This window comes from Arthrobacter sp. OAP107 (assembly GCF_040546765.1).
GTDB lineage: Bacteria > Actinomycetota > Actinomycetes > Actinomycetales > Micrococcaceae > Arthrobacter.
On record NZ_JBEPOK010000001.1, the window covers coordinates 4,370,899 to 4,395,766 of the forward strand.

General features: G+C 67.2%; 21 protein-coding genes and 1 tRNA gene. 11 read left to right on the top strand and 11 right to left on the bottom strand.

The annotated features are described in order from the left end of the window. Window positions 1–14: 14 nt before the first annotated feature. Window positions 15–1,055, bottom strand: a complete 1,041-nt coding sequence (locus ABIE00_RS20045; RefSeq protein WP_354262420.1) for a zinc-dependent alcohol dehydrogenase — start codon at window positions 1,053–1,055, stop codon at window positions 15–17. 147 nt (window positions 1,056–1,202) lie between these two features. Here ABIE00_RS20045 and ABIE00_RS20050 point away from each other — a divergent pair. Together ABIE00_RS20050 and ABIE00_RS20055 are read left to right on the top strand one after the other, a co-directional pair. Next, a tRNA-Ser gene (locus ABIE00_RS20050) sits at window positions 1,203–1,292 on the top strand. 208 nt (window positions 1,293–1,500) lie between these two features. Continuing rightward, window positions 1,501–2,889, top strand: a complete 1,389-nt coding sequence (locus ABIE00_RS20055; protein ID WP_354262421.1) for a cation:dicarboxylate symporter family transporter — start codon at window positions 1,501–1,503, stop codon at window positions 2,887–2,889. A 193-nt stretch (window positions 2,890–3,082) separates the two neighbouring features. Here ABIE00_RS20055 and ABIE00_RS20060 read toward each other — a convergent pair whose 3' ends face one another. After that, on the bottom strand, window positions 3,083–3,448 hold the full coding sequence (locus ABIE00_RS20060) for a hypothetical protein (RefSeq protein WP_331571896.1): 366 nt from the start codon (window positions 3,446–3,448) through the stop codon (window positions 3,083–3,085). Between the two features lie 123 nt (window positions 3,449–3,571). On the opposite strand from ABIE00_RS20060, the gene ABIE00_RS20065 reads away from it, so the two are divergent. Continuing rightward, window positions 3,572–4,153: an SRPBCC family protein gene (locus ABIE00_RS20065; RefSeq protein ID WP_354262422.1), complete on the top strand. Its 582-nt coding sequence runs from the start codon at window positions 3,572–3,574 to the stop codon at window positions 4,151–4,153. On the opposite strand, the gene ABIE00_RS20070 is transcribed toward ABIE00_RS20065, so the two are convergent. Genes ABIE00_RS20070 through ABIE00_RS20080 form a run of 3 tightly spaced genes read right to left on the bottom strand, consistent with a single transcriptional unit; the run spans window position 4,150 to window position 8,433 of the window. Next, complete coding sequence (locus ABIE00_RS20070) at window positions 4,150–7,008, bottom strand: efflux RND transporter permease subunit (RefSeq protein WP_354262423.1); 2,859 nt, start codon at window positions 7,006–7,008, stop codon at window positions 4,150–4,152. The two genes, ABIE00_RS20065 and ABIE00_RS20070, sit on opposite strands and share 4 nt — an antisense overlap. Before the next feature lies 1 nt (window position 7,009). Then, a complete protein-coding gene (locus ABIE00_RS20075) occupies window positions 7,010–7,459 on the bottom strand; it encodes an efflux RND transporter periplasmic adaptor subunit (RefSeq protein WP_354262424.1) in 450 nt (149 codons plus the stop codon). After that, on the bottom strand, window positions 7,456–8,433 hold the full coding sequence (locus tag ABIE00_RS20080) for an efflux RND transporter permease subunit (protein WP_354262425.1): 978 nt from the start codon (window positions 8,431–8,433) through the stop codon (window positions 7,456–7,458). Before ABIE00_RS20080 ends, ABIE00_RS20075 begins: the two co-directional genes overlap by 4 nt. Window positions 8,434–8,890: 457 nt before the next feature. On the opposite strand from ABIE00_RS20080, the gene ABIE00_RS20085 reads away from it, so the two are divergent. Next, window positions 8,891–9,565, top strand: coding sequence for a DUF4232 domain-containing protein (locus tag ABIE00_RS20085; RefSeq protein ID WP_354262426.1), 675 nt, complete (start codon window positions 8,891–8,893; stop codon window positions 9,563–9,565). Here the strand turns inward: ABIE00_RS20085 and ABIE00_RS20090 are convergent. Next, the gene (locus ABIE00_RS20090; protein ID WP_354262427.1) at window positions 9,562–10,539 is read right to left on the bottom strand and encodes an IS481 family transposase; all 978 of its coding nucleotides are present in this window, start codon (window positions 10,537–10,539) and stop codon (window positions 9,562–9,564) included. The two genes, ABIE00_RS20085 and ABIE00_RS20090, sit on opposite strands and share 4 nt — an antisense overlap. 268 nt (window positions 10,540–10,807) lie before the next feature. On the opposite strand from ABIE00_RS20090, the gene ABIE00_RS20095 reads away from it, so the two are divergent. From ABIE00_RS20095 to ABIE00_RS20110, 4 genes are read left to right on the top strand one after another with little or no spacing between them, the layout of a single operon-like run. After that, entirely contained in the window at window positions 10,808–12,298 is a 1,491-nt protein-coding gene (locus ABIE00_RS20095; protein ID WP_354262428.1) for an FAD-dependent oxidoreductase, read from the top strand. Window positions 12,299–12,349: 51 nt separating this feature from the next. Continuing rightward, window positions 12,350–17,188 (top strand): Lhr family helicase, encoded by a 4,839-nt coding sequence (locus ABIE00_RS20100; protein ID WP_354262429.1) that lies wholly within the window; start codon window positions 12,350–12,352, stop codon window positions 17,186–17,188. Beyond that, window positions 17,175–17,426: a hypothetical protein gene (locus ABIE00_RS20105; RefSeq protein ID WP_354262431.1), complete on the top strand. Its 252-nt coding sequence runs from the start codon at window positions 17,175–17,177 to the stop codon at window positions 17,424–17,426. Before ABIE00_RS20100 ends, ABIE00_RS20105 begins: the two co-directional genes overlap by 14 nt. After that, window positions 17,419–18,333, top strand: coding sequence for an Fpg/Nei family DNA glycosylase (locus ABIE00_RS20110; RefSeq protein ID WP_354262432.1), 915 nt, complete (start codon window positions 17,419–17,421; stop codon window positions 18,331–18,333). The genes ABIE00_RS20105 and ABIE00_RS20110 overlap by 8 nt, the downstream gene beginning before the upstream one ends. A 28-nt stretch (window positions 18,334–18,361) precedes the next feature. Here ABIE00_RS20110 and yczE read toward each other — a convergent pair whose 3' ends face one another. Then, window positions 18,362–19,030 carry a membrane protein YczE gene (gene yczE, locus ABIE00_RS20115; RefSeq protein WP_354262433.1) on the bottom strand — a complete coding sequence of 223 codons (669 nt, stop codon included), beginning with the start codon at window positions 19,028–19,030 and terminating at the stop codon, window positions 18,362–18,364. A gap of 60 nt (window positions 19,031–19,090) precedes the next feature. Between yczE and yczR the strand changes: the two genes are divergently transcribed. After that, window positions 19,091–20,572, top strand: coding sequence for a MocR-like transcription factor YczR (gene yczR, locus ABIE00_RS20120; protein ID WP_354262434.1), 1,482 nt, complete (start codon window positions 19,091–19,093; stop codon window positions 20,570–20,572). 159 nt (window positions 20,573–20,731) lie between these two features. Here yczR and ABIE00_RS20125 read toward each other — a convergent pair whose 3' ends face one another. Then, on the bottom strand, window positions 20,732–21,424 hold the full coding sequence (locus ABIE00_RS20125) for an SRPBCC family protein (RefSeq protein WP_354262435.1): 693 nt from the start codon (window positions 21,422–21,424) through the stop codon (window positions 20,732–20,734). After that, the gene (locus ABIE00_RS20130; protein WP_354262436.1) at window positions 21,417–22,046 is read right to left on the bottom strand and encodes a helix-turn-helix domain-containing protein; all 630 of its coding nucleotides are present in this window, start codon (window positions 22,044–22,046) and stop codon (window positions 21,417–21,419) included. Before ABIE00_RS20130 ends, ABIE00_RS20125 begins: the two co-directional genes overlap by 8 nt. 188 nt (window positions 22,047–22,234) lie before the next feature. On the opposite strand from ABIE00_RS20130, the gene ABIE00_RS20135 reads away from it, so the two are divergent. Then, a complete protein-coding gene (locus ABIE00_RS20135) occupies window positions 22,235–23,188 on the top strand; it encodes an RluA family pseudouridine synthase (RefSeq protein ID WP_354263450.1) in 954 nt (317 codons plus the stop codon). Here ABIE00_RS20135 and ABIE00_RS20140 read toward each other — a convergent pair. Beyond that, on the bottom strand, window positions 23,185–23,715 hold the full coding sequence (locus ABIE00_RS20140; RefSeq protein WP_354262437.1) for an O-acetyl-ADP-ribose deacetylase: 531 nt from the start codon (window positions 23,713–23,715) through the stop codon (window positions 23,185–23,187). The genes ABIE00_RS20135 and ABIE00_RS20140 overlap by 4 nt on opposite strands. Before the next feature lie 74 nt (window positions 23,716–23,789). Between ABIE00_RS20140 and ABIE00_RS20145 the strand changes: the two genes are divergently transcribed. Next, window positions 23,790–24,434: a DedA family protein gene (locus ABIE00_RS20145; protein WP_354262438.1), complete on the top strand. Its 645-nt coding sequence runs from the start codon at window positions 23,790–23,792 to the stop codon at window positions 24,432–24,434. 26 nt (window positions 24,435–24,460) lie between these two features. Here the strand turns inward: ABIE00_RS20145 and ABIE00_RS20150 are convergent, their stop codons facing one another. Continuing rightward, window positions 24,461–24,766 carry a hypothetical protein gene (locus tag ABIE00_RS20150; protein WP_331571926.1) on the bottom strand — a complete coding sequence of 102 codons (306 nt, stop codon included), beginning with the start codon at window positions 24,764–24,766 and terminating at the stop codon, window positions 24,461–24,463. Window positions 24,767–24,868: the final 102 nt, after the last annotated feature.

Below are 24,868 nucleotides of genomic sequence, written 5' to 3' on the forward strand. Positions count from 1 at the left end.
TTACCTCGCGGTTTCTATGTGGTGTGGTGGTTTTCGGGAACGGGACCGGCTGCGTCGGAGCCGGCGGCGGGGTATTCGATCACGTGGCAGAGCGCCTCGAGCCGGCCGCCGGCCAGGTCCTGGACCACGCCGGGCAGCTCGGCAAACTTGGAGGCACCCGTGAGGAAGCCGTCGAACACAGGATCCTTCAGCAGGGACACGGCAAGTTCCAGCCGGTCAGCGGTGGTCCGGCGGTGCCGGCGGGCCCGCGCCACCGCGCCCACCTGGCTGGCCCGGATGGAGAGCCTGCGGGCGTGGAAGTCCTCGCCGAGCGGGAGGGTGATTTTGCGGTCGGCGTACCAGGACATTTCGATGATCTCGCCCTCGTCCCCCACGAGCTTCAGGCTGCGTTCCAGGCCGCCTTCGGACGCGGAGCAGTGGAACACGATGTCGCAGTCCGGCAGAGCGTCGTCCGGGTGGGCGAAGTCCACCCCCAGCGAGTCTGCGAGGCCCTTGCGGTTGGAGTCGAGATCCACGAGCTGGAGCCGGCCGAGGGGGAACGTGCGCAGCAGCGTGGCCACCATTCCGCCCACCAGCCCGGCGCCGATCACGGCGACGCGGTCGCCCAGCCGTGGCCCCGCCTCCCAGAGGGCGTTCACGGCCGTTTCCACGGTGCCGGTGAGGACCGCGCGGCGGGGAGGGACGCCGTCGGGAACGCGGGTGAGCGAGGACACGGGGACCACGTAGCGGTCCTGGTGCGGATGCAGGCAGAACACGGTTTGGCCCACCCAGTCCGCCGGGCCCTGCTCCACCACGCCCACCGACAGGTAGCCGAACTTTACCGGCGACGGAAAGGAGCCCTCCTGGTGCGGGGCGCGCATCTCCTCGGCGACGCAGGGCGGAACGGCGGCCTGGTGGACCACGAGTTCGGTGCCCTTGCTGATGCCCGAGTACAGCGAGCGCACCAGCGCCTCCTCCGGGCCGGGGGCAGGCAGCTTCTCACTGCGCAGTTCACCCTGCCCCGGGCCCACGGTCCAATATGCGGTTGCTTCGGCGTTCTGCTGGAAAGTACTCATCTTGCTTACGAATCTAGTGCCCGGCCCCGATTTCCGGGAAGATGCGTCCCGGCGTGGCCGCGCCGGACCCGTTGCCCAGGGCTGATCAGTCCGGAAAAACATGCCGTTTTGGGGATGCGGGCCTTGCTCCGGTACCCTATTCAGGTTGGTGACGTGTCCGAGCGGCCGAAGGTGCAACACTCGAAATGTTGTTTGGTGTAAAAGCCAACGTGGGTTCAAATCCCACCGTCACCGCCACATAGCGAAGACCCCGGTTCCCTCTAAAGAGAGGGAACCGGGGTCTTTTGCTTTGCCTCGCCACGGTTCTTTTCCGCACTATGGAACTACGCTTCCATTTGTTTACGCCGCCGCCGCTGTTGCGTAGCACGGCTGAAACAAGCCGCACCTAGCGTCATCAGTGACCTCGGCCATCATTCCTCCCTGGCCTCACACAGTTAGGCGCCACATGAAGATCCCGTCACCCGTATCCCCAGCTGCACACCCCGCTCCGAACAGGCCGCTCCACAAGTCCTTGTTCATGCAAATCCTGGTTGCCGTCGTGCTTGGAATTGCCATCGGCTACTTCTGGCCCAGCGCGGGCTCCGCCCTGCGGCCGCTCGGTGACGGTTTTATTCAACTCATCAAGATGATCATCGCTCCGCTCATCTTCCTGGTGATCGTCACGGGGATATCGGCTGTAGGCGATGTGAAGTCAGTCGGCCGGGTGGGCGTCAAAGCGCTGGTGTACTTCACTGCGGCCACACTCTTCGCGTTGGCGTTCGGGCTGGTTGTGGCCAATGTTGTTCAGCCGGGCGCCGGCCTGAACATCGACCCTGCCAGCCTCTCCCAGGACGCCCTGAGCGCGAAGACCGCAACCGCACCACCCAAGGACGCGGGACAATTCCTTCTGGGAATCATTCCCACGAGCGTCGTTGGAGCTTTTGCGTCCAACACCTTGCTTCAGGTGTTGTGCTTCTCCGTGTTCTTCGGGGCAGCCATCGTGGTCGTCGGCCGGGACAAGTGCAAACCCGTCCTCGACCTGATGGAGACCACCCTCGAACTGTTCTTCAAGATCATGACTTGGGTGATGCGGGTTGCCCCGGTTGGTGCCTTCGGGGCGATGGCCTTCATCATCGGCCAGTACGGGCTCAGCTCCCTGAGCACTTACGCCCTCCTGATTGCCGCCTGCTACGGGTCCGCGCTTGTTTTCATCGGCTTCCTGTTCATCGTGGCGTGGGCCTACCCGCGGGTCCCGTTGTGGCAGTTCATCAAGTACTCACGCGAAGAGTTCCTTCTTGCGCTCGGGACTGCCTCCACGGAATCAGTGCTTCCGCGCATCATGGCCAAGCTGACAAATGCGGGCTGCTCCCGCGCGACCACGGGACTGGTGGTGCCAACGGGCTATTCCTTCAACCTCGACGGTGCAGCGCTGTACTTGTCCATTTCACTTCTGTTCCTCGCCCAGGCATTCGGACACAGCCTTGACCTGGGGCAGCAACTGGCAGCCTTAGGCATTCTTATGCTGACCTCCAAGGGCATGGCCGGCGTTCCCGGCTCTGCCTTCCTGGCCCTCTCGGCAACGGCCGGGGCGCTCGGCATCTTCCCCGTTGCGGGCGTCGCGCTGCTGCTGGGCGCTGACCGGCTTATGGACTCGATGCGTGTGGCGGTCAACCTGCTGGGCAACTGCGTTGCGACGTTCGTGGTGTCGAAATGGGAAGGCCAGTTCGATCGCGACGCTATGCTCGCCGCATTCAACGGTGGGGCCGGCGTGACTGAACCGCCCCACGGATACCCCGCCGGAGCGGAGCAGCAGGAACCACAAACCGAAAAAGCGGGCATCCCTGCTGTTCGATGAGCGAAAAGGGTAGCGGGATACTACCGCCGCCGGGTTGGAAAAAGTGGTGCCGATTTGAGACCTAAGCAAGCTTTCCATTAGTTTTGACAGGGTCGCTCCGTGTTCCCCCATATGCGGAGCGGTTGCCTAGAAGAGCCCCGCTGCACTCCAGTGCAGCGGGGCTCTTCGCCGTAGGAGCCAACAACCGGCGCCGTTACTCCGTATTGGTGCCGGAGCCAGACTTCTGTTCCCGGTCGAGGAGGTTCTTCTTGATCTCGTCCAGTTTCTCCTTGATGACCCGCTCGGCGTCCGAGATGGTCTTCCCCGCGGTGCTCAGCGGATCCAACTGCACATACACCTCGTGCGCCACGGGCAGGTCGTACTCGTCCTTCAGGTGCGTTCCGCCGCCGACGCCATCCAGGGTCAGGTACACCTGGGCGTCTGTCCGGGCGATTCCGGCGATCCGGCCGAACACCACGGTGAAATCGTTCGGCTGAAAGCTCACCGTCTGGCCGACGTGGCTGCGGTCAAGGTCCCCCGCCGTCACGGCCTTCTCATACTGGCTTCCGCTGTAGTTCATCGCTACTCCTCAAGTTGGGGGTGGTGACTTACGCCTGCAGTCTATGGCGGACGGGCGGCACGCGCTTGAATGGTTGCAGATCTTTTCGCCGGCGGGAGCGGGCAGGAGCGCCAGGAGGCACACATGAACGCCAAGGGCACCAGGAGCACGGACTACACCTTCTTCACGGTCTGGCGGGTGGCCGGGACCGCGGACGACGTCGCGCAGATCCTGGCCGACCCCGTCGGGCTGGCCCGGTGGTGGCCCTCCGTATACCTGCGCGTGGACCTCATCCATCCAGGCAAGGCCAACGGTGTTGGGCGCATGGCCAGGCTTCACACCAAGGGCTGGCTCCCCTACACCCTCCGCTGGACCTTGACCGTCACGGAACCCATCACCAGCAGGGGCTTCGCGATCCGCGCAACAGGAGACCTGGACGGGACCGGACGCTGGACCTTCGAGCAGGACGGCCCGGAGGTCATGATCACCTACGACTGGCGGGTGAGCGCCACCAAGCCGCTGCTGAGGCGGCTCAGCTGGCTGCTGAAACCCGGCTTCTCGGCCAACCACCGCTGGGCGATGGCCCGCGGCCAGGAGAGCCTGGCGCTGGAGCTGCGGCGCCGGCGGGCCGGGACCAGTACGGATTCCGTCCCGGCACCACCGCCGCCCACGTTCCCGCGGGTGGCGGGGCGTGGGCGGCGGATGGACCTGCAGGTTCGCGGCTAGGCGTTAGCCAGGACGGGCTCCGGCGGTGCCTGGTGCCGCTGGGCCTTCGGCTTGGCGAACCTCAGGTACAGCGACGGGACCACGAACAGGTTGAGCAGCGTGGATGTCACCAGCCCACCGAGGATCACCAGGGCCATGGGATGTTCAATCTCGTGGCCTGGGATGTTCCCCAGGACCACCAGCGGCACCAGGGCAAGCCCCGTGGCCAAGGTGGTCATGAGGATCGGTGAGAGGCGTTCCCCGGCGCCCCGCAGCACCAGTTCGGGTCCGAACTTTTCACCCTCATATTTCTCCAGGTGCTGACAGTGGTTGATGAGCAGGATGCCGTTCCTGGCGGCGATGCCCATGACCGTCAGGAAGCCCACAATGGACCCCAGCGACAGCACGCCTCCGCCCATGAAGGCGGCAAACACCCCACCCACCAGGGCAATCGGGAGCGTGAGGATCACCAGCGTGGCCAGCCGCCAGCTTCCGAAGGCAACCTGCAGCAGCAGGTAGATAACGGCCAGCGCCCCGATAGCGAGCGTCAGCAGGGTCTTGGTCGCCGCCTGCCGCTCCTGGAACTCACCCAGGATCTGGGTACGGAAGCCCTGCGGCAATTCCACCTTCTTGAGCCCTTCCTCCATGGCCGCAACCACGTCGCCCAGAGCGCCTTCCTTGACGTTGGCTTCGATATCGATCCGTCGGGAGTGCGCGTCACGCTGGATGACGTTCGGGGTCGGTTTCACCTGGACGCTCGCCACATCGGACAGCAGGATCTTCTGCCCACTCGGTGTATCGATCGGCAGGTTCCTGATGCTGCTGATATCGGAACGGACCTCCGGCGGACTCCAGACCTGGACGTCATATGCCTTGCCGCCCCGGTAGACGTCACCGACTTCCTCGCCGGCCACCAGCCACGCCGCTGCACGCCGGACATCGCCCGGCTTCAGCCCGTAGCTCTGTGCCTTTGCCAGATCAACCTCGATGTTCAGCTGAGGAATGTCCTTTTGCAGTGCCGTGTGGGGGGCCACTGTTCCTTCGGTCTGCTCAAAGATCGTCTGAATCTCCGCAGCCTTTGAACGCAGGAGGGCCAGGTCGTCCCCGTAAAGCCGGACGACGACGGCGTCGCTGGCACCCGTGAGAACCTCACGGATCCTCTCCTTCAGGTAGGTCTGGACGTCGCGCACAATGCCGGGATAGCCGTCCACCACTTCGTGGATTGACTTCAGCGTCTTGTCGTAGTCGACGGCGGGGTCGATGCTGATCCAGTTCTCACCGAAGTACACCCCCACGACCTCGTCCGCGTTAAAGGCCTGCCCGATGTGCGAGCCGCAGTTCCGGACTCCGGGGATCGTGAGCAGTTCCTCGCAGGCCTTCTGGCTGACGCGGTACTCCTCCGTAACCGACGTGCCCGGCTGTGTCAGCCAGTGCATCAGGAAGTCGCGCTCCTTGAAGTCAGGCAGCAGCGACTGCCCAAGCAGCGGTGCCGTGACAGCACCGATGGCCGCCATGGCGCCGAAGGTCGCATAGCCCGCGACGGGCCGCCTGACCATCCGGCTCAGGACCGCGCGATAACCGCGTTTCAGCACCCTCACCAGGGGCGGTTCCTGCTCCTTCAGCGGGACTTTCCGCATGAAGATCAGTGCCAGTGCGGGGGTGACGGTCAGTGCCACGAGCATCGATGCCAACACCGCCAGAGTGTAGGAGATGGCAAGCGGCCTGAAGAAGGCCCCAGTCAGTCCCTGGAGGAAAAAGATCGGCACCGCAGCGGCGATGATGATCAGCGTGGCATAGATGATCGGCCCACGGACCTCCAACGACGCTTCCAGGACCACCGAGGCCGTGGACCGGTTCCCACCTTCGGCGCGGTGCTGCCGGAGTCTTCGGATGATGTTCTCGATGTCGATGATCGCATCATCCACCACCACCCCGACGGCAATCACCAGCCCCGCCAGGACCATGGTGTTTACCGATGCGCCCGTGAGGTAAAGGACCGACGCCGCCGTCACCAGCGACAATGGGATGGCGATCAGGCTGATCAGCGCCGTGCGCCACTGGAAGAGGAAGGCGCCCAGAACCAGCACCACCAGGATGCAGCCCAGCATCAGCGCGCGGCTGAGGTTGTTCAGGGACTCTTCGATAAACGTTGCCGGACGGAAAATCTCCGTATCAAGGGTGATTCCGCTGAGCCCCGGCTTCATCTGTTCCAGCGCTTCCTCAACACCCTTGGTGACTTCCAGCGTGTTGCCCCATGGAAGTTTCTCGACGATGAGCATCAGCCCTTCGCCCTGATTAATCACGGCGTCGCCAATGAGCGGCTGATGGTCCTCAACCACATTGGCCACATCACCGAGGCGGAGCGGCTTCCCGTTCTTCTCCTCGATGGTGATCTCCGCGAGGTCCTTCGGTGTGGTGATCGGCAGCACATGCTGGATGCTGAGCCGCTGGTTAGGCGTCTCAATGTGGCCGCCGGTGCCGATGACCGAACCCGGTGAATACTGCAGCAGGCCTGCGTCAAGGGCGTTGGCGGTGACTTCCATGACCTGGTTCAGGCTGACGTCGTTGGCCTTGAGCTTCTCCGGAATGGCCTGCACCTGCAGCATCTGCAGACGCTCACCCCAGATGGCCACGTTGGCCACGCCCGGGACCCGCAGCAGGTGGGCGCGGATCTTCCAGTAGGTGATCATGGACATTTCCATGAGCGACCGCTCGTCCGAGGTCAGCCCGATCTTCATGACCCGGCTGGTGGACGAGAGCGGCTGCAGCATCACCGGTGGAGCCGCCCAGGTGGGCAGCGACGGTGTGACATTGGCAACGCGCTCCGAGACGAGCTGGCGGGCCTTGAGCAGGTCCGCCCCCGGAGCGAAAAGCATGTCAGTGACCCTTTGTGCCGAATTCGGCACCGAACAGTTCCGCGGCACCAATGGTGACAACATCGGTTCCCGCAGGCGGACCGGACCGGAGCTGGACCTTGTTGTCGGCGATCTTGTCCACCGTCACCGCGGCCCGGATGTAGGTCCGTGGCTCGGGGTTGGTGTAGACCCAGGTCTTGCCGTTGGCGTCATAGACCAAGGCACCGTAAGGCACCTGCAGCGCACTGCCTTCGCCCTTGGTCACCTTGGCAGTTGTGACGCCCAGCCTTTCCACTGCCTTGTCTGTCAGCGTCAGCTTGTTCAGATCGGCGCCGGCTTTCTCCATGCTGGCCGCTGCCGAGGTGGGGGTGGCGGCAGGTTTCACTGTCGCACACCCGGCGAGGCCCATTGACGCTGCGCAGGCCAGCACGAGAACGGAACGCCAGGCCCCAAAACCACTATTGCTTTTCATGACAATTCCGACCCCTCTGCCAGAACCGGTCCGTTGTTGATCACCAATGAGCTCCCCCAGTCCGTGTTGGAGCGCGGACCAATGCGGAGGAAGAGGATCGGCAGAATAAAGAGGGTCAGCAGGGCAGAGGTGATAAGCCCGCCCCACACAACCAGTGCCAGCGGAAGGATCATGCCCCCGCCGACCGGGCCGCCGAGCAGCACCAGCGGCACCAGCGCCAGTCCGGTGATCACGGTGGTTAGAACAGTTGGCAGAAGCCTCTCTCCGGCGGCCTGCCGCATGAGGTGCGCCGGCGAATCCGACGGGGCGCGGGACTGCAGGGACTGGTATGTTCCCATCAGCATGACCACGTCCCGGATTGCCAGGGCGAGCACTGCCGCCAGGGCCACCAGCACGTAGACGGAGCCGAATCCGCCGCCCAGGTCGGCGGCGAGGATGCCGCCGGACAGTGCAACCGGGAGCAGCAGGAACACCAGCCCTGCGAGCCGCCAGTTGCCCAGGACCGTCAGCAGCAGGACCAGGATGCCGGCTGCCGCCGCGAGTGCCAGCCACGAGGAGAGCGGCTGCATCAGTACCGGCGGAGATGACACGTTGGGCAGCGCGAAAGCCTGCGTCAGCCGCTCTGCAACGAGCTGCCGGGCACGGAGAATATCGGTGCCGGTCTCAAAAACCATCTCAATCGACGAAAGGCCTGGAACTGACTTCGAACGGATCTCGTCGAGCCAGGCAATCCCGTTCAGAAGGTCGGCCTCCATGGGCGAGGTAATAAGCTGTTCGACCTCCACGGCTGACAGGCCCAGTGCCTCGGTTTGGATCTCCACATGCGGCGGAGAGAATTCTGGCAGATTATCCACTGGCATGGACGGCAGGGTGGTTAAGCCGAACCCCAGAATGCCGCCAGCGGCGGCTAAAACAATCAATCGAAACTTAAGACTCCAGCGGACAAGCCGACCGGTCATAACCTCAGCCCCCATCGTTATTGGCTTCGGCGGCGTTGCCGGAAACCAATGACTGATGCGCCTCTTCAGGTACGTCCGCGGCGGCGTTGCCGAGGACGAGTGCCGAGCTGTCTCCCCTCAACCCTGCACATCCTCCGTTGCTGGAGGACACTTCTGGCCGCGGGAGTGATGGTGGACCGCGGCCAGACTACGAGCGCTATTTCCTTGCCGGCTTTTCAATTTCCTACAAGGTATGGATAAGTGAGGCCAAGTTCATTTTGGCACACCGAAAACTGCAGATCAACGCAACTTTTCCCCTGAAATTGGCTAATTTTGCCCTATAAAATTGGTTTATCGTTGCATCAACGTCGGCGGGAAACCATTTGACCGAACGGAGAGTCCCTCCCGGCCCGATGTCACAATCCGGGCATCAAATCGGGGTCTCCGCCGCGCCTTCGTTGACTCCGGCGGCAACGCCCGCAAAGTTAAAGCCATGAGGCCTCAGCGAAACAACAACGGACTGATATGCACGACGGCGGCTGCCGCACTGGCGCTGCTGCTCACCGCCTGCGGACCTAGCCAGCCCGCCACCCAGGGGACAACTGAACCGGCGCCCGGCGCAACCACACCCAGTACGCAGGCGGGAACCGAGACGTCCTCCCCGGCGTCGCCCTCTGCTTCACCTTCCCAGACGCAGCCGGCTTCGCCGGCTCCGACGTCAGCGGCGCCGCAGTCCATCACCGCGGGCGCCCAGCTGTGCAAGGCCTCAGGGCTGAAGGCCACCACGGATGCCACGGGCGGCGGTGCCGCCGGCAGCGTTTACATGGAGCTGATCCTCACCAACAGCGGCAAGGCCGCCTGCCACCTGAAAGGGTTCGCAGGCGTATCCCTGACCACCGGTCCCAACGGCCAGCCGATCGGGGCCCCGGCCCGGCGTGACACCTCCGTCGCCGTCCAGGACGTCCTGCTGGCGCCAGGAAAATCAGGCAGCGCGGTGCTCCGCTACACGCAGGCGGGGAACTACCCGGACTGCACCAAGACCGCTGCCGCCGGGTTCCGGATCTACCCGCCCGAGGACACCGCGTCGCTGTTCGTCGCCCGGCCGTCGGATGCCTGCAGCAATGCCTCAATTCAGCTCCTGACGATCGGTGCGTTCCAGGCCCGCTAGCTGTAATTCCCACTGAGGTTGTGAACGCGGCTGATGGGGGTCTTGCCGCCGATGCCGGTATGGGTTCTGTGGTGATTGTAGTGGTGGAGCCAGGCCTCGTAGGTGGCGGCGCGCTCGGTTTCTGAGGTGTAGGGCCTGGCGTAGGCCCATTCACTGGCGAGGGTCCGGTTGAAGCGTTCGACCTTGCCGTTAGTCTGCGGCCGGTAGGGGCGGGTCCGCCGGTGCTTGACGTGCGGGCCCAGGGCAGCTGCGAAGGCCCGGGAGCGGTAGCAGGATCCGTTATCGGTGAGCACGGCCTTGACGGTGATTCCGTGCGCGGCGAAGAACGCGACGGCCCGGATCCAGAAAGCGGCAGCGGTTTCCTTTTTCTCATCGCCGAGGATTTCTGAGTACGCCAGACGCGAATGGTCATCGACGGCGTGGTGCAGATACGCGTACCCGGTCCCGGCACGGCGGTTCCGCCGACCCCTGGCACGTCCCAAGGCGCGGTGTCCGCCGCCATCGGGGATTCGTCCGAGCTTCTTGATGTCCACGTGGACCAGATCCCCGGCGTTCTCGTGTTCATAGCGTTGCGGCGCCGGCTTTCGGACGGGCAGTCCGGTGCCCTGGTCCAGGCAGGCCAGCCTCGGCATCCGGTACCTGGCCAGAACCTTGCCCACGGTCGAGCGGGCCAGGTGAAGGTGGGCAGCGATCCGGTGCGGTCCCCAGCGGCGTGTGAAACGCAGCGCCACAATCCGTCGCTCAGTGCGCGCGGGCGTGCGGTTCGGGCTCCGTCGAGGCCGGGACGACGCATCAGCCATGCCATCCTCACCCAAGGCCCGGTAGCGGTCCACCCATTTCTTGGCCGTTGCCGGCGAGCACTGGAACCGCTCCGCGGCCCGGCGCAGCGTCCAGCCCTGCTCGATGACCAAACAAGCGAGTTTCCCCCTGGCCTTAGGTGTCAGGTCGGCATTGGCATGGGTAACGTAGGACACGAGGGCCTCCTGGCGTCGAGATGAGTGTGGTAACCCAAATCGATACCGGAGGCCCTCGCCCTTTACATCACGCCACGCTGTTCACAACGTCCCTGGGAATTACAGCTAGCGCAAAGCTTGCCCCGAGCAACTTGCCCTGTCCCAAGCCTGTTCGGACCCCATCTTCGTAAGTACACTTACGGTTACGTCGGGGTCCTGGCCGGGAGCGCCGGGCCGGCCGCGGGAACGCCCCGCAGCAAAGACGCAGGCCAAAGGCAGGTTGAGGCACGTGACGTCACTCTGGTTGGACCGGACCGACACTTTCACCGGCGACCCGTTCACCCCCGGTGAATCCTTTGACACCGTGGTGGTAGGTGCGGGCCTGACCGGCCTGACCACGGCCCTGTTGTTGGCCCGCTCGGGACAGGACGTACTTGTCGTGGAGGCGCGCGGGCTGGGCGCCGTAGCCACCGGCAACACCACCGCCAAGGTCACCCTGCTGCAGGGCACCGTGCTGTCCGCCCTTCGGCAGCAGTACCCGCAGAAGGTGGTAGACGCCTATGTGTCCGGCAACCGCGAGGGGCAGGCCTGGCTGCTGCGCTATATGGAGCAGCGCGGCGTGCCGTTCCAGCTGCGCGACGCCTACACCTACGCAGCCACGCAGCAGGGCACGGAGGCGGTCCGTGGCGAGCTCACCGCTGCCCTCGCCGCTGACCTGGAAGTGGACTACGTCAGGGACGCGGGGCTGCCGTTTCCCATCCGGGGAGCGGTCCGCCTTCGCGGGCAGGCGCAGATCAACCCCATGGATGTGCTCACCGCGCTGGCGGAGGACGTCCGGAGCCACGGCGGCCGTATCGTCACAGGCGTCCGCGTCCGGAACGTCACCGGTGCGGAGCCGTCAACAGTCCACGCTGACCGCGGATCGGTCCAGGCGATCTCCGTGGTGCTGGCCACCGGCAGCCCCATCCTGAACCGCGGTCTCTACTTCGCCAAGCTCAAGCCGAACCGCTCCTATGCCGCCGCTCTGGAACTAGCAGGAGACGCGGCGCCGCCGGAAGGTATGTACATTTCCGTGGAGCAGCCCGTGCGTTCCATCAGGGACTACCCGGCGGACGGCCGGAATCTCCTCCTGGTGGGCGGCAACGGACACCCCGTGGGCAAGGCCGGGTCCGAACAGGCACATCTGGAGAACGTCCTGTCATGGGCGCAGCAGCATTTCCCCGGTGCCACCGTCACTCACACGTGGTCCGCCCAGGATTACCAGGCCACCAACCTCATGCCCTTCTTCGGAAAGCTTCCCCGCGGCCGCGGCCGCATCCTCTTCGCCACCGGCTACAACAAGTGGGGCATGACCAACGCGGTGGCCGCATCCCTGGGAATCGCAGCGGACATCCTCGGCGGCCAGCTGCCGTGGGCCAACACCATCCACCGCCGCGTGACCTCACCCCCGGGCGCCGCCTCAGCCCTGACCCTCAACGCGGGCGTGGCAGCCACACTGGCAAAAGACTGGGGCCGGCTGCAAAAGCTGCCGCCGGCGGACGGTACAGCGCCGGGAGAGGGCACAGGCACCGTTGCGCTGCGCGAGCGGAAGCCCGTGGCCACGTCCACCGTTAACGGAAAGACGTGCAGCCTGTCCGCGGTCTGCACCCATCTGGGCGGGATCCTGCACTGGAATGACAACGAAAAGTCGTGGGACTGCCCGCTGCACGGCTCGCGGTTCAGCAGTGACGGCCAGGTGCTGGAGGGGCCGGCCACCCGCGACCTTCCCCCGGCCGGCTAAGGCGTTCCTGGTGCTTCTGCCGGTGTCAGTGCCGTGAGGCATGATGGAGGCATGCAGTCGCAGGAGCCCGCCGGCACCCCCACCGGCACGTCCGCCCGGGACCCGATGGGCCAGTTCAGCCGGCCCACCAGGGAGTGGTTCCGCGGCGCGTTTTCGGAGCCCACCCCCGCCCAGCAGGGTGCCTGGAACGCGATTTCATCCGGCTCGCATGCCCTCGTTGTTGCGCCCACCGGCTCAGGCAAGACCCTCGCGGCGTTCCTCTGGGCGCTGGACCGGCTCCTGGCGTCCGGGTCTGCTGCACCGGCTGCTGTTTTGCCCGGCCTCGAAGAGGCGCCTGCCGGCGCCAAGGCTAAACAGTCCCGGACGCGGAAGCCCAAGCGGAAAACCCGTGTCCTGTACATCTCCCCGCTCAAGGCGCTTGGCGTCGACGTCGAACGCAACCTCCGGTCGCCCCTCATCGGCATCACCCAGACGGCCAAACGGCTGGGCCTGCCGGCTCCGCTGATCACCGTAGGTGTGCGGTCCGGAGATACCCCCGCCTCGGACCGCCGTGCCCTGCTCAGCAACCCGCCGGACATTTTGATCACCACGCCCGAGTCCCTCTTCCTGATGCTCACGTCCAGGGCGCGGGAAACGCTCAGCGAGGTGGACACCGTCATCGTGGACGAGGTCCATGCCGTGGCCGGCACCAAGCGGGGCGCGCATCTCGCCGTCTCGCTGGAACGGCTTGACGCTTTGCTGCCCGCGCCGGCGCAGCGGATCGGGCTCTCGGCCACCGTCGAGCCGCGGGAACTCGTGGCACAGTTCCTGGCCGGCTCCGCACCGGTGGAGATCGTGGCCCCTCCAGCGCGGAAGAACTGGGACCTCACGGTGTCCGTCCCCGTGGAGGACATGTCCGATCTGCAGGGCGCCGCCGGAGCCTTCGATTCCGGGCCGGCCTCCGGGCTGCAGCCGCAGGCCTCCATCTGGCCCCATGTGGAGGAAAAGATCGTGGACCTGGTGCTGGCCAACCAGTCCACCATCGTCTTTGCCAACTCGCGCCGGCTGGCGGAGCGCCTGACGGCACGGCTCAATGAGATCCACGCGGAACGCCAGCTCCTGACAGTGGGCGGCGGTTGGGAGGACCCGGATCTCCCCCCGCCCGGAGGCGTTCCGGCGTCGACCGCCACACCGGCGCACATGATGGCGCAGGCGGGCAGCACCGCGGGGGCCGATCCGCTGCTGGCACGGGCCCACCACGGCTCCGTGTCCAAGGACCAGCGCGCCCTGATCGAGGACGACCTGAAGTCCGGCCGGCTGCGCTGCGTGGTGGCCACGTCCTCGCTGGAACTCGGCATCGACATGGGTGCCGTGGACCTCGTGGTGCAGGTCGAGTCGCCGCCGTCGGTGGCCAGCGGGCTGCAGCGGGTGGGCCGCGCCGGACACCAGGTGGGCGAGATCTCCCAGGGCTATCTGTTCCCCAAGCACCGGGCCGACCTCGTGCACACCGCCATCACCGTTGAGCGCATGCTGGAGGGCAAGATCGAGCGGCTGAGCGTGCCGGCCAACCCGCTGGACATCCTGGCCCAGCAGACCGTCGCGGCCACTGCGCTGGGCAGCATCGATGTGGAGGAATGGTTCTCCACCGTCCGCCGCTCGGCCCCGTTCGCCTCCCTTCCGCGGTCCGCCTTCGAGGCAACGCTGGACCTCCTGGCCGGGCGCTACCCCTCGGATGAATTCGCCGAGCTCCGCCCCCGGATCGTCTGGGACCGCAACGCCGGGACCATCGAGGGCAGGCCGGGTGCCCAGCGGCTGGCGGTCACGTCCGGCGGCACCATCCCGGACCGCGGACTGTTCGGTGTCTACATCATCGGCACGGAGTCGGAAGGATCGGCCTCACCAGCGGGAGCCTCTGACGGCAAGGGTCCGGGCACGGCCCCGGCCAAGGGCGGCCGGCGGGTCGGCGAGCTCGACGAGGAGATGGTCTACGAATCGCGCGTCGGCGACATCTTTGCCCTGGGCGCCACCAGCTGGAAGATCGAGGACATCACGCACGACCGAGTGCTCGTCTCCCCCGCCTTTGGCCAGCCCGGCAAGCTGCCCTTCTGGAAGGGCGACTCGCTGGGTCGTCCCGTGGACCTGGGCCGCGCCCTTGGCGCGTTTGTCCGCGAACTGTCAGCGTCCGACGTCGGCCCCGCCACCGAACGCTGCAAGGCCAGCGGCCTCGACGACTTCGCCGCCAACAACCTCCTGCAGTACCTGTCCGAACAGAAGCTGGCCACAGAGGTGGTCCCCAGCGATACAACCCTGGTGGTGGAACGCTTCCATGACGAACTCGGCGACTGGCGGGTCATTCTCCACAGCCCGTTCGGCATGCCGGTCCACGCACCCTGGGCCCTTGCCGTGGGCCAGCGGCTGCACCAGCGGTACGGCCTGGACGGATCGGCCATGGCCGCGGACGACGGCATCGTGCTCCGCGTGCCGATGATGGAGGACGAACCTCCCGGCGCCGAACTGTTCCTCTTCGACCCCGAGGAGCTGGAGCAGATTGTCACCGCCGAGGTGGGCGGCAGCGCCCTGTTCGCGTCGCGCTTCCGCGAATGTGCGGCGCGTGCCTTGCTGCTCCCCCGGCAGACGCCCGGCAAGCGGCAGCCGCTGTGGCAGCAGCGGCAGCAGTCCGCGCAGCTGCTGGATGTTGCCCGGAAGTACCCGTCGTTCCCGATCGTCCTGGAAACCGTCCGCGAATGCCTGCAGGATGTCTACGACCTGCCGGCCCTGAAGGACATCGCCGCCTCGGTGGAACGCCGCGAGCTCCGGATTGTCCAGACCACCACGCAGCAGCCGTCCCCGTTCGCCAAGTCACTGCTGTTCGGCTACGTGGCGCAGTTCCTCTACGAGGGCGATTCCCCGCTCGCCGAACGCCGGGCGGCCGCTTTGGCCCTTGACTCGACACTGCTCAATGAGCTTCTGGGCCGTGTGGAGCTGCGCGAACTCCTCGACGCCCGGGTCATCGACGCCACCGAACGCGAGCTGCAGCGCCTTGCCACCGACCGGAAGGTCCGCGGCCTCGAGGGCGTGGCCGATCTGCTCCGGCTGCTCGGCCCCCTGGACCCCGGGGAAGTCGCGGCCAGGCTCACCCCGCCGGCCGAGGCAACCGACCCCGGCACCCCGCCGGTCGAGGCAACCGAACCCGGCACACCGCCGGTCGAGCCTGCCGAAACCAAGCCGTCCGAGGCAACAACGGCCGAGGCCGCCACCCACCTCGCCGCCCTGCAGCGGGCGAACCGGGCGATCAAGGTGACCATCGCCGGCGTCGAACGCTTCGCAGCTGTGGAGGACGCGGCCAGGCTGCGCGACGCCATCGGTGTCCCGCTGCCCATGGGCGTTCCACTTGCCTTCATCGAGCCAGTGGCCGACCCGCTGGGCGACCTCGTCTCGCGCTATGCCCGGACCCATGGCCCGTTCACCGCCACCGAGGCCGCGGCCAGGCTGGGACTTGGTTCCGCCGTCGTCGGAACCGCCCTGAAACGGCTGGCGGCCGACGGCCGCGTGGTGGAAGGCGAGTTCCGGCCCCACGCCGAGCCGCCTCCCGGCGAACGGGCGTCCGCTGCCCCGCCCGAGTCAGATTCGCGTGCCGGCCTTGACCCCGTCGCGGAAGCAGCGGCCGCGTCGGCCGTCGCCTCAGCGGCAACGGCCCTGGCCGGCAGCGAATGGTGCGACGCCGAAGTCCTCCGCAAACTCCGCCGCCGCTCGCTTGCTGCGCTGCGGGCCGAGGTGGAGCCCGTGGACATCACGGCCTACGGCAGGTTCCTGCCGTCATGGCAGCATGTCCGCACGCCCGGCGCGGGACGGGGACAGCCGGCGCTGCGCGGACTCGACGGCATCATCACCGCCGTGGACCAGCTCTCCGGCGTGCCCATCCCCGCCTCGGCCTGGGAACCGCTGGTGCTCGCCAGCCGGGTGTCCAACTACCAGCCCGCCATGCTGGACGAACTCATGGCCGCCGGCGAGGTCCTCTGGTCGGGTGCCGGTGCGCTGCCGGGGAACGACGGGTGGATCAGCCTTCACCTGGCGGATTCGGTGGAACTGACGCTGAACCCGGCCCCCGACTTTGAACCCGGCGACGCCCACCGGCGGCTGCTGGACCACCTGCAGGCCAACGGCGGCGGCTACTTCTTCCGGCAGCTGACTGACATTGCCGGCGGCATGGATGCCGTGCTGGGCGACCAGGATGTGGTGTCTGCCATCTGGGATCTGGCCTGGGCCGGCCGGGTCACCGGGGATACGTTCGCCCCTGTCCGGTCCCTGATCGCCGGCGGGCACACCGCCCACCGGCAGGTTGCACGCTCGCCGCGGGCCAGGGCGCCGCGCCTCAGCCGCCTGGGACGGTCGCACGGCACGGGGCTGCTCGGCTCGCCGGGCCTGTCCGGCGGACGCTACGGATCCGCCGGCGGCCCGGCGCCCACCCCGCCGCTCGCCGCTGGGCGCTGGTCCGCGCTCCCGACGCCCGAGCTCGACCCCACGATCCACGCCCGCGCCACCGCGGAGCTGCTCCTGGACAGGTACGGCGTTGTCACCCGCGGATCCGTCATGGCCGAGAACATCCTGGGCGGATTTGGCCTCATGTACAAGGTCCTTGCCCGGTTGGAGGAAGCCGGGCGCTGCAGGCGGGGATACTTCATCGAGCATCTCGGTGCCGCGCAGTTTGCCGTGCCCGCAACCGTCGACCGGCTGCGCTCGTACACCGAGGACGCCCAACTGGCCAAGCCGGAGCCCGTGGCGCTGGCCCTCGCGGCAAACCGACCCGGCCAACCCCTACGGCGCCGCCCTTCCGTGGCCCCCAGGCAACGTCGAAGCCGGCAGCGGGCACCGCCCGGGACGGAAAGCCGGCGCGCTCGTGGTGCTGGTTGACGGCGCGCTGGTGCTGTATGTCGAACGTGGCGGCAAGACGCTGCTGGTGTTCACGGAGGACGAGGCCGTCCTCGCTGCCTCTGCCGGAGCCCTCGTGGACGTGGTGAAGCGCGGGGCCGTGGACAAGCTCGTCATGGAAAAGGTCAACGGCCACGGCATCCTCGACACCCCGGCGGCTTCGGCCCTGACGGCCGCCGGCGCCTACTCCACCCCGAAGGGGCTGAGGATCCGTGCCTGAAGGCGATTCCGTCTGGCGTGCCGCCCGCCAGCTGCACACGGCCCTGGCCGGCCAGAAGCTTCTCGCATCCGACTTCCGCGTGCCCCGCTTCGCCACGCTGAACCTGGCCGGCTGGACCATGGAGGAGGTTGTCCCCCGCGGCAAGCACCTGCTGATGCGGCTGGCCGGACCTGGCCAGGAGCGGCTGACCATCCACTCGCACCTGAAGATGGAGGGCAGCTGGCAGGTCTACCCGCCGGGCGGCAGGTGGCGGAAGCCGGGATTCACGGCCCGGTGCGTGCTCCGCACGGCCGCGGCAGACGCCGTCGGATTTTCCCTTGGCCTGCTCGAGGTGATCAAGACCAGCGAGGAGGACAAGGCTGTGGGGTTCCTTGGCCCCGACCTGCTGGGCCCGGACTGGGACCCGGCCGAGGCCGAGCGCCGGGTGGCGGCGAGGCCGGACGTGCCGGTGGGCGTGGCCCTGCTGGACCAGAGCAACCTCGCGGGCATCGGGAACATCTACCGCTGCGAGGTGTGCTTCCTGGCCGGCATCCACCCGGCATCGCCCGCTTCCGCGGTGAAGGACTGGCCCGCTATGTTCACCGACGCCAAGCAGCTGCTTGAGGCCAATCTCGGGCCGGGCCGCCGGACCACCGTGCTCAATGCCCGTGGAACTCCGGTGGGCCGGGCGGCCGGGCGCCCCGGCTACTGGGTGTACCGGCGCGAGCACCAGCCGTGCCTTCGCTGCCGGACCCCCATCCGTCACGCCGTGCTGGGCAAGAGTGTGCCGGGCAAAAGTGTGCCGGGCAAGAGTGGTGCCGGAATAACTGCGGCGGGCCCCGGCAGTGCGTCCGCGGCGGTCACGGAAGAACGCGACATTTACTTCTGCCCGACGTGCCAGCCCCTGCTGAACGGCTCCGAAACCTGACAGGAAAAACGGACACAGAGAAGCGGTGTCAGGACCCGGCCGCCGGCGCCGCGGACTGGCCTTCGCGGTCCTCGCGGTCCACGGACTGGGACTCGGCAGCCTGGCGGGCGCCTCCGCCTGCGGCCGGAACCAGGAAGTACGGCAGCAGGAGCTGGACCAGCGGTCCGATCGCCAGGGCGTAAAGAACCGTGCCTACGCCGACCGAGCCGCCCAGCAGCCAGCCCGCGGAAAGCACCACCACCTCGATCAGCGTGCGGGACAGGCGCACGGACCAGCCGGTGCGCCGGGCCAGGCCCGTCATGAGCCCGTCACGGGCGCCGGGGCCGAAGCGGGCACCGATGTAGCACGCAGACGCGATCCCGTTGAGCAGCACCGCACCGCCCAGCAGCGCGATCTGGCCCCCGAGATGGGAGAACGCGGGGATCAGGGCGAGCCCGACGTCGGCAAAGACGCCCACCAGGATCGCATTGCAGAGTGTGCCCAAGCCCGGCCGCTGCCGCAGCGGAATCCACAGCAGGAGCACCAGGAAGCTGACGATGATGACCACCACGCCGATGCTCAGGCCTGTCTTGCCGGCAACACCCTGATGGAACACGTCCCAAGGGTCCAGTCCGAGCCCGGCCCGGATGAACAGGGCCAGCGAAATGCCGTACATGCCGAGGCCGGTGAAGAGCTGTACAAGTCTGCGAGTCATCATTGAACCATCCTGAAGCAGAACTGGCCTTGTTTTCCATGGCCAGTTTGAAATACTGGCCTCATGTCCGGATCACTCTCCCCCACTGCCCTCGCCCGCCTCCTGGGCCAGTGGCACCATGGCAACGCTCCCGCCTACCGGGAGCTGGCCGACGTCGTACGCCTTTTGGTTCTGGACGGGCGCATCCCGCTGGGGACTGCGCTGCCCAGCGAACGGACGCTGTCCGCAACCCTCGCTGTCAGCCGCACCACGGTGACGGCGGCGTATTCCAGCCTGCGCGAGCAGGGGTTCCTGAGCAGCGGTCAGGGCACGCGAGGCCGCACGTGCCTGCCGCGGACGGCGTACGGCGCAGGTAAACAGCGGGATTCCCGGGCTGGATTGTCGGGGGCGCCTGGCCTGGCGGTTCCCGACGGCGTCATAGACCTCGCGTACGCGTCGCTCCCTGCCAGCGGTGAAGCGGTCCACCAGGCCTTCGCCGCCGCCCTCACCGAACTGCCCGCCCTGCTGCCCGGCTTCGGCTACGACGCCTTGGGCGTGCCGGCCCTTCGTGAAGCGATTGCCGGCCACTATACCGACACCGGCGTACCCACCACGGCCGGGCAGATCCTGGTGACGTCCGGCGCCCAGCACGCCCTCAACATCGTGCTGCGGGCGCTGGCGGGCAAGCAGGACAAGGTCCTCGCGGAACAGCCGACCTACCCGAACGCACTCGACGCCATCCGCGCCACTGGATGCCGCATCGTTCCGGTCCCCCTTCCGCCCGCATCCGAGCGCGGCTGGGACATGGACGCAGTCGAGTCGGTGCTGAGGCAGCAACGGCCCCGCATGTTCTACACAGTCCCGGATTTCCACAACCCCACCGGCCGGCTCATGCCCGACGCGCAGCGCCGCCGGCTGGCCCGCGCAGCCGCGGCGTCGGGCACAGTCATGGTGGTGGACGAGACGCTCCGTGAGCTGAACCTCGACGGCGGCACAACGGCTCCGCTGGCATCCTTCAGTCCGGCCGTGGTGTCCATCGGATCGCTGAGCAAGTCCCACTGGGCAGGCATGCGCACGGGCTGGATCCGCGCGTCGGAGAGCCTGATTCAGCGGTTCGCGGCCGTCCGGACCACGATGGACCTTGGCGGCCCGGTGGTGGAGCAGCTCGCGGCGGCGCATTTGGTGCGAAACCTGGCCGATCCCCTGCCCGCCCGCCTGTCCGCGCTCCGGGAGAACCGTTCCGCGCTGCTGGAACTGCTCAAGGCGCACCTGCCGCGGTGGGAGGCGGAACGGCCCGACGGCGGCCTGGCCGTCTGGTGCCGCCTGCCATCACCCAGCAGCACGGCCCTCACCGTTATCGCCCCGGAATTCGGCATCCGCCTCGCCGCCGGACCGCGCTTCGGCGTGGGCGGGGTGTTCGAGAACTTCCTCCGCATTCCGTTCACGCTTCCCCCGGACCACCTGGAAACCGCAGTTCTCGCACTGCGGGCCGCCCAGGACAGGCTGGACGCCGCCCCGCAGCTGCGGCGGACCCTCAGCGACTCCCCCGCCGCCGCCATCGCCTGATTGCCGGCGACGGAGGACGCGGCAGTGCCTGGCGACCACACATTCCCTGGCGACGCGCACATTACCTGGTGACGCGGGAATCCCCGTGTCCCACGGCAATATGCGCGTCATCCAGCAGATTGCGCGTCGGACAGCACATGCGGCGTCCCGACCCAGGGACTACGCGTAGACCTTCCCGAGGAACGCACCCCAGGCCTGGGCCGTGGCCTGGGAACCGCCGCTGCCGGTGAAGTCGTGGACGGTCATGCCCACGGGCGCGCCGAACGCATTGCGGCCGAAGAAGCGGTAGAGGCTGTCCCCGGTCCGAAGGCCCAGGAAGTTCGCGTTGGAAAAGTCCACCTCCCCCGTAAGCCGCCCAACGCCGTCGACCTCCACCTCAAAACTGTCGCCCTGCGACGCACCGTCCACGCCGAGCGCCTTCTTGAGCTGCGCAAAGCCGCCAGGCGACTGGGACGCGGCCGGCGCCTGGATATCCGTGAAAATTACAGGCTGGCCGTCGAAGTACTTCAGATACTGTCCCAGCGTGTGGAGGTAGAACTCCGTGTGCTTGCTGGCGCCGTCGTACTGCTGGTCCCAGTCGTCTGCGAAGATGCCGCTGTGGACATAGTGGAGCCTGGCCCGGCCGCCGTCGACCGGCTCCAGTACGTGCTCGAGCTGGTTGAACCAGCCACCCGGACCGTCCATCCGCGACACCAGGTGGCGCGGATACTCCTCCACGGTTTTGACGTCCGGCCACTGGTCGGTCGGGAACATCCAGCCGGGCGTGCCCTTGGTGACGGCTTCCCAGACCCGTTCCGGGGTGCCGGGCAGCTCGGTGTCAAAAACAATCTCGAATTTCCGGTCGTCAGTCATTGTCCTGCTCCTTGGCTGGGATGGTTTTGGTTGAGTCCTGCGTTTCCGGCTTGAGTGCCGGGTGAAGCGCGATGACGAGCCGGTGCTTCCGTCCGCCGGCACCGCCGTGGTGGTACTTATCCACGAGCCGGGTGACCGCCACGCCCAGGTCCTCGGCGAAGGCGGCCCGGTCCGCGGCCGTGCGGAAGGTGATCTCGCCGTCGATCGCGAACGTGGCAAGTTTCTGCCGCGCGGCAGCAGCTCCGGCGATGAGCTTCCCCACTTCCTGGACCATGCGGCCGGCGAGCGCCAGCAGCCAGAAGGCCGAGAACCGGTCGGCGAAACGGCGCGGATCCGGCGCCACCGACTGCAGCGCCACCGGCGAGATGAGGTAGGAGGCAGCGGTGGCGCGCAGCACACGCTCGGTGACGTTGCCCTTGCGACGCTCCTCCACCAGCTCGACCAGGCCGTGCCGCTCGAGTGCCTTGAGGTGGTAGTTCACCTTCTGCCGCGGCAGCCCCACCTTCGCAGCGAGCTGCGTGGCCGACCCGGGCTCCGCCAGCTCCTGGAGGATGCGGGTCCGGATAGGATCCAGCGAGGCCTCCGCCGCGGCCGGGTCCTCGATCACTTCGATGTCCAACATGCTTCAAGTATCTTCACCGACAATTTTATTTGTCAAGAACTTTTTTCTCGTCCGTTGCCGTTTCGACGGTTCCCTGCCCGATCGACGGCGCGGATCGTCGTCTGCGCGGGGAACCGTCGAAACGGGCGGACCGGGCCGAGGGGCGGGGCAGCAAGCAGGAACCGGGCGCAAAGTAGAATGGACCGGTGATGCAATCCCCTCTTCCCGTGCGCGACGGCGTGAACGCCACCCGTCTGCGCCTGCCGGACGAGGGACCGTGGGACACCGCAATGGACTACATGATGCACCGCTGGGGCCACATCGACCCCCAGGGCATCGAGGACAGGTTCGACGCCGGCGAGATCGTGGGCGAGGGCGGCATCCCCCTGCACCGCGGCACCAGGCTCGAGGACCACACCTTCATCTGGTACTACCGCACGCTCCCGCCGGAAACCCGGCTGCCCGTCGAGCTGAACATTCTGCACCAGGACGAGCACATCCTGGTGGTGGACAAGCCGCATTTCCTGCCCACCACTCCCGGCGGAACGTACATCCAGGAATCGGCACTGGTCCGGCTCCGGAACCAGCTGGACCTCCCGGACCTGATCCCGATGCACCGCCTTGACCGCATGACCGCTGGCATCCTCCTGCTCTCGACCAACCCGGAGACCCGCGGCAAGTACCAGGTGCTGTTCGAGAAGCGCCAGGTGCAGAAGGAATACGAGTGCGTGTCCGCCGCCGAACCGGCTGCCGGGCATCCCGCCGTCGACTTCCCGGTGGTGGTCCGCAACCGGATGACCAAGTCCCGCAGCTATCTTCTGGCGGAAGTCATCGACGGCGAGCCGAATGCGGAGACGCGCATCAACCTGCTGCGGACGTTCGACGGCGCTGGGACAGGTGACCGTACGGCGGCCGGGGCTGGGGGACTTGGCCTCTACCGGCTCGAACCGCACTCCGGGAAAACCCACCAGCTCCGCGTGCACATGGCCTCGCTGGGCCTGGGCATCCTGCACGATTCGTTCTACCCGGAGCTGCTGGACAAGGCTCCTGACGACTACACCAAACCGCTCCAGCTGCTGGCCCGCGGCATCCGGTTCGTGGACCCCGTCACGAAGGAGCCCGTCGAGTACCGCAGCCGCCTCCAGCTAAGCGAAGTCCGCTAGCCAGCGCCTTCAAGGACGTTCCGGAAGACCGCCACGGTTTCCGGGCTGAAGAGCACGAACTCCACCAGCTCCACGCCGCCTTCGGCAGAGCGGGCGGCATAGGACCGGACGGCGTCGAAAGCTACCTGCGCCACCTGGCGGGCGTCCCAGCCGTAGACGCCGGCGCTCACCGCAGGAAAGGCAAGTGACCGGATACCCAGCCCCTCGGCAACCCGCAGGCTCTCGGTGAAGCAGGACGCCAGCAGCGCCGGGTTGGTCTGCCCGGCGTGGCGGTTGGGACCGACGGTGTGTATGACCCATTGCGCCGGCAGGCCGAACCCGGGGGTGGCCACGGCAGCGCCCACCGGCAGCCCGTCCCGGAGCGTCGTCGCCCTCAGCTCCCGGCAGGCGGCCAACAGTTCCGGCCCCGCCGCGCGGTGGATCGCCCCGTCCACGCCGCCGCCGCCCAGCAGCGAGGAGTTGGCCGCATTCACCACCGCGTCCACCGGCCGTCCGGTGATGTCACCCTCAACGATCTCTATCCGCATGCAGCCAGTGTGGCACTGAGACCCGGCCCGGCGTAGAGGGTCCGCTCCCGTTCCGTGTGCGGTACGTTGTGCAAATGGACTTCGGCAATCCGGACACGTGGAGCACGGCGATCTACTTCTGGATCATCCCCGCTGTCCTCGGCGATGCCATCTTTCCGCCGATCCCGTCCGAGATGGTGCTGATCACGGGCGGTGCCCTGTCCGCCGCGGGCCGGGCCAACCTGTTCCTGGTCGGCGTCCTGTCCGCCACCGCCTCGTGGCTAGGCGACATGGTGGTGTTCCAGCTGTTCAAGCGCCGCCTGAGCCACGTCCTGGACCGCTGGACATGGGGCCGGAAAGTCCACCGCGGCATCCACGAGGCCATCGCCAAGGCAGGCCGGTCCTCCGCGTACGGCACCATCATAGGGGCCCGGTTCATCCCGGGAGGACGGCTTGCGACGTCGGCCGCCGCGGGCATCGCCGACGTCTCCACCCGGGGCTTCAGCCTGTGCGCCGGGCTGGGAGCCGTGCTGTGGGCGACGTGGCTCGTGGGCCTCGGCTACTTCACAGGCTCCACAACGCGGCTGCCGTTCTGGGCGAGTTCGCTGATTGGGGTGGCGGTCGGCCTGGTGATCGGCGCCGTCGTGGGCCTGATCGTCACCCGCCGGCGCGGCGACAGATCCCCGGTGGACGAACCCGGCAGCGCCTCCGGGCCGGGCACTCAAGCTCCGGGCGCCTAAGCCTTAGAAACCTAAACACCTATGCCCTAAACGGGCGCCCAGCGGCCGCGGCTGCGGCGGAGCACCGAAAGCGAGCCTGTCAGCGCAACGCGTTCGACGGCGTCGCGCATCACGGCTGCCGATTCCCGTGCCGCGCTGTTCTCACCGTTGTATTCGGTGGGCTCCACGAGGAACCGCAGATTCAGTTGCGGCACACCGCCCGCCAGCTCCAGCTGGTGCGACTCCACATGGTGCCGCGACCGCAGCGCCTCGACTGCGGTGTCCATCACGGCTTCGGGAGGGTTGCCCGGCTTCAGCCCGGTGATCTTGAGTCTGGTCTGGAAGGACGGCATCCTTCAACCCTAGCGCCGCGGGCGAAAGACGCAGCACGCACGGACACGGCACCCACGGACACGGCGCGAACGGACACCTGTGGCCCCAAAAATCCGGCTCCG